The following is a 4441-nucleotide window of genomic DNA, read 5'->3' as shown; positions in this document are numbered from 1 at the left end:
AGGGTCTGCTTCCTGCTTCACCCAAGGGAGTCGGCTCGCAACTTGTCCACAGGCGTAAATTCGGATGTAGCCCATCCTAATCCAAAAAACAATTCTAGCTGAAGCTTTTAGCCATGAGTCACCCACTATTTTCAGCCAATTTAACGAGTTGTGGACTTCCTTCTCGACCTTAACAGGCTGGCTAGTCCTGACAGAACTGCGGTTTACAAACCGGATAATTGAGCTTTGGTTTTCGGCATTGCAGATATTATATCAATTCTAGACTTATCTTGTTCAGCGAGCTTTGACTAAGTTTAGATAACTATTTCGCCCTGTAAGTTAACCTCTTGTACTGACTTTTCAATGATATCGCATATTGACAGTGCCTCATGCCAGAGGGCGTCAGCCACGACCAAAAACGCGCGGGCGCGATCGCCCGTTATGTATTATAGATAACTCAAAAGCTCGATCGATCGAGTCACAGCAGTCCGAGCCGAATAGCACGAATAGAGCGTCCCGCTCGAAGTGAGTTCCGCAAGCGAGCGGGGACGCTCGCACCATAACAGACTCGCGAGCGTCCCCGCTCGCAGATAAGAGCTTGTGCACAGATGCTTGCATCGGGATTCTTCCCCGTCTCCCCCTCTCCCCCTCTCCCTCTCTCCCTTTCTCCCCCTCTCCCCCTCTCCCTTTCTCCCCCTCTCCCTTTCTTCCCCGTCTCCCCGTCTCCCCCTCTCTCTTTCTCCCCCTCTTCCCATTTCCCTATAAAAAAGCGTAGGGCCCGATCGACAGCGATCAGACCCAATAATATAAGAATCTTTGATTTTCTAACAAACGAGATGTGTTTCCGGTAGAGAACTAATTTCTTACTAGGGTTTACAACTTGTGCAGCTTTACTTTTAATCCGCAAGCACAATAAGTCTGACTCGACTGCGGTTTGGCTTGACTGCGCGATCGGCAGTTTCGCCACTATTCCAAGTTGTGTTCGGTTAATTTCGGCCGCGCCTGGGAATTTAGACCGGAGACACCATGTCTATATCCTTGAACTTTGCTTGTGACGCTCCTACATCAATTGCAAGCAATATGTTGTAGGCATCTGAGTCCTGTTAAGGATATCTAGATCTTCCTTCGAGATACTCCAAAATGTTTCTCTCTACGGCGTTTTATAGTGAGGAACACGTCCAGCCCCACTGTCTTTCCAATATATCAAGGATTGTTTGTTCAGGCTGTGAAGATTTCCCTGTCCTACGGAATCGGTCAACCTTCCATTTTTCACAAACCTGGCTTTCATCCCACCCCAAATTAAAAATTATCGAGAGGGGGTTCCCGCTGAACGGGCTAAATATAGCGACCTCCTGTTTCTTTCTGTCCCGGTGTCTATTGTTAAGTTAGCACGAGCTTTGGGAGGAGTAAAGCACAATTTGTAAAACTTGATAGGTCTTTACATTACTAAGTATAATGATATAAATATCCACATAGATGTAAGTTCTATTGCAATACGCTTGGGCTAAGCCCGATCCCCCCTAGCCCCCCTTAAAAAGGGGGGGACAAGAGTTTTCTCAAAGTCAACCCCTACTCTCCTTTTTAAGGGGGATGCGAGGGGATCTCCGGGCAATAAACACTATTAACTGAAGCGTATTGAGTTCTATTGCTGCTACATCTTTACATACTTAACAGTTTTTGTCATGTCTATTACTCCTAAGTCTCTCGGCGGTAGTCAAATCCGCCAAACATTCCTCGACTTTTACGCCCAGCGGGGACACAAAATCCTGCCGAGTGCTTCTTTGGTGCCCGAAGATCCGACTGTGTTGCTAACGATCGCCGGAATGCTACAATTTAAGCCGATATTTCTCGGACAGCGCACCGCAGAATCACCGCGCGCTACCACTTCACAAAAGTGCATCCGCACCAACGATATCGAAAACGTCGGCCGTACCGCCCGCCACCACACGTTTTTTGAGATGTTGGGTAACTTCAGTTTTGGGGATTATTTCAAGAAACAGGCTATTGCATGGGCTTGGGAACTTTCTACGGAGGTTTTCGGTTTACCTGCGTCCAATTTAGTTGTTAGCGTTTTCCGAGAAGATGACGAAGCTTTTGCGATTTGGCGCGATGAAATTGGCATTCCGGGCGATCGCATTCAACGCATGGGAGAAGCAGACAATTTCTGGCAATCTGGCCCCACAGGCCCCTGCGGCCCTTGTTCCGAGATTTATTACGATTTCCACCCAGAAAGAGGCGATAATATTGACCTCGAAGATGATAGCAGGTTTATCGAATTTTATAACCTGGTTTTCATGCAGTACAATAAAGATGCAGAGGGCAATTTAACACCGCTGCAAAATCAAAATATTGATACTGGGATGGGATTGGAACGGATGGCGCAAATCCTCCAGAAAGTCCCGAACAATTACGAAACAGATTTGATTTTTCCGATCGTCCAATCGGCGGCGGAAATTGCCGGAATTGATTACCACAATAGCGATGAAAATGTCAAGGTTTCGCTGAAAGTAATTGGCGATCACATTCGGGCTGTGGTGCACATGATTGCGGACGAAATTCGCGCGTCAAATGTCGGCCGCGGTTACATTTTGCGTCGGTTGATTCGCCGGGTGGTGCGCCACGGGCGGCTGATTGGGATTCAGGGTGAGTTTACGGTGCGGGTGGCTGAAAGTGCGATCGAGCTTTCGGAAGCTGCTTATCCAAATGTGCGATCGCGGGAAGCTCAAATCAAGGCGGAATTGGCAAGGGAAGAGGCACAGTTTCTCAAGACTTTGGAACGCGGAGAGAAGCTGCTGGAGGAAATTATCAACAAGTTGCAGCAGCAAGGTCAAAATCAAATTGCAGGGCAAGATGCTTTTAAGCTTTACGATACCTACGGTTTCCCCTTAGAACTGACTCAAGAAATTGCCGAAGAACAGGGAATTACCGTCGATTTAGACGGCTTTGAAGTGGCAATGGGAGTGCAGCAAACTACCGCTCAAAATGCTCATCAAACAATCGATTTGACTGTGCAAGGTTCCTTGGATAAGTTAGCTGAGACTATCCAGAAAACTGAGTTTCTCGGTTATACTGAATTATCGAGTTTAGCTGAAATCAAAGTTATCTTAGTTGACGGCAAAGCTGTGGAATCAGCAGAGGCGGGAACTGAGGTACAAGTTGTGTTGAACCAAACGCCGTTTTATGCAGAATCCGGCGGACAACTTGGAGACAAAGGTTATTTGCAAAGCGGAGAGAATGGTCAGAGTTTGTTGGTGAGAGTTGATGATGTGAAGAAGGAATCGGATTTCTTCGTGCATTTTGGCTTTGTGGAACGGGGAACGCTAAAAGTTGGCGATAGTTTGACTGCGAAAATTGACAATAGTAGCCGCCGCCGCATTCAAGCCAACCACACAGCAACTCACTTATTACAGTCAGCTTTGCGAAAAATTGTCGATGATTCAATTTCCCAAGCTGGTTCCATGGTATCGACAGACAGATTGCGGTTTGACTTCAATTCTCCGCGCGCTGTGACAGCAGAAGAGTTGGAGAAAATTGAGGATTTAATTAATAGTTGGATTGCTGAGGCCCACGCTGCGGAAGTTGCCGAAATGCCGATCGCCCAAGCCAGAGAAAAAGGCGCCACAGCAATGTTTGGCGAGAAGTACGGCGACGTGGTGCGGGTTATCGATTTTCCGGGGGTTTCGATGGAATTGTGCGGGGGGACTCACGTCAGCAATACCGCAGAAATCGGGCTGTTTAAGATTGTTTCCGAGGCGGGGGTTGCGGCTGGTACTCGCCGGATTGAGGCGGTTTCGGGTCAAGCTGTTTTGGATTATTTGAATGTGCGTGACAGGGTTGTGCGCGATTTGGGCGATCGATTTAAGGCGAAGCCGGAAGAGTTACCCAACCGGATTACTAATTTGCAGAATGAGTTGAAGGATACTCTGAAGCAGTTGGCGGCTGTGAAGTCGGAATTGGCGATCGCAAAATCCGACCAGTTGCTAGCACAAGCTGAGTCCATTGGTGATTTCAAAATCATTGTAGCCCAATTGGGAGACGTGGATGCAGAAGCGCTGAAAACTGCGGCGGAAAGGTTGCAGCAAAAATTAGGAAATGCTGCGGTTATTTTGGCTTCGGTTGCTGATGCGGACAAGGTAAGTTTGGTGGCTGCTTTTAGTCCTGAAGTTAATCGGAAAGGATTGCAAGCTGGCAAGTTTATCGGAGGAATTGCTCAACTTTGCGGCGGTAAAGGCGGCGGGCGGCCTAACTTGGCGCAGGCTGGGGGACGTGATGCTAGTAAGTTGCAGGAAGCCTTGGAAAGTGCTCGCAATCTGTTAGTTGAAGGGTTGGGGTAATTATTCGACTCGCGGTGATTTCTGGGAACTGTAGATACTGTCTTGATCTGTCAAGGGGTAGCAAGTAAATAAGTTGGATCGAAAGGCTTTTGGGACTTTAAAATACCAAAAGCCAAATGCACCAACTT

1 protein-coding gene is annotated in these 4441 nt (G+C 47.7%); it reads left to right on the top strand.

The genetic code is table 11. The annotated features are described in order from the left end of the window. The first annotated feature begins 1661 nt into the window (after positions 1 to 1661). A complete protein-coding gene (gene alaS, locus JGK20_RS33145) occupies positions 1662 to 4313 on the top strand; it encodes an alanine--tRNA ligase (protein WP_293233654.1) in 2652 nt (883 codons plus the stop codon). Positions 4314 to 4441: the final 128 nt, after the last annotated feature.

Source organism: Microcoleus sp. PH2017_05_CCC_O_A, assembly GCF_020738785.1.
GTDB lineage: Bacteria > Cyanobacteriota > Cyanobacteriia > Cyanobacteriales > Microcoleaceae > Microcoleus.
This window is presented reverse-complemented; position numbering and strand designations above follow the sequence as displayed.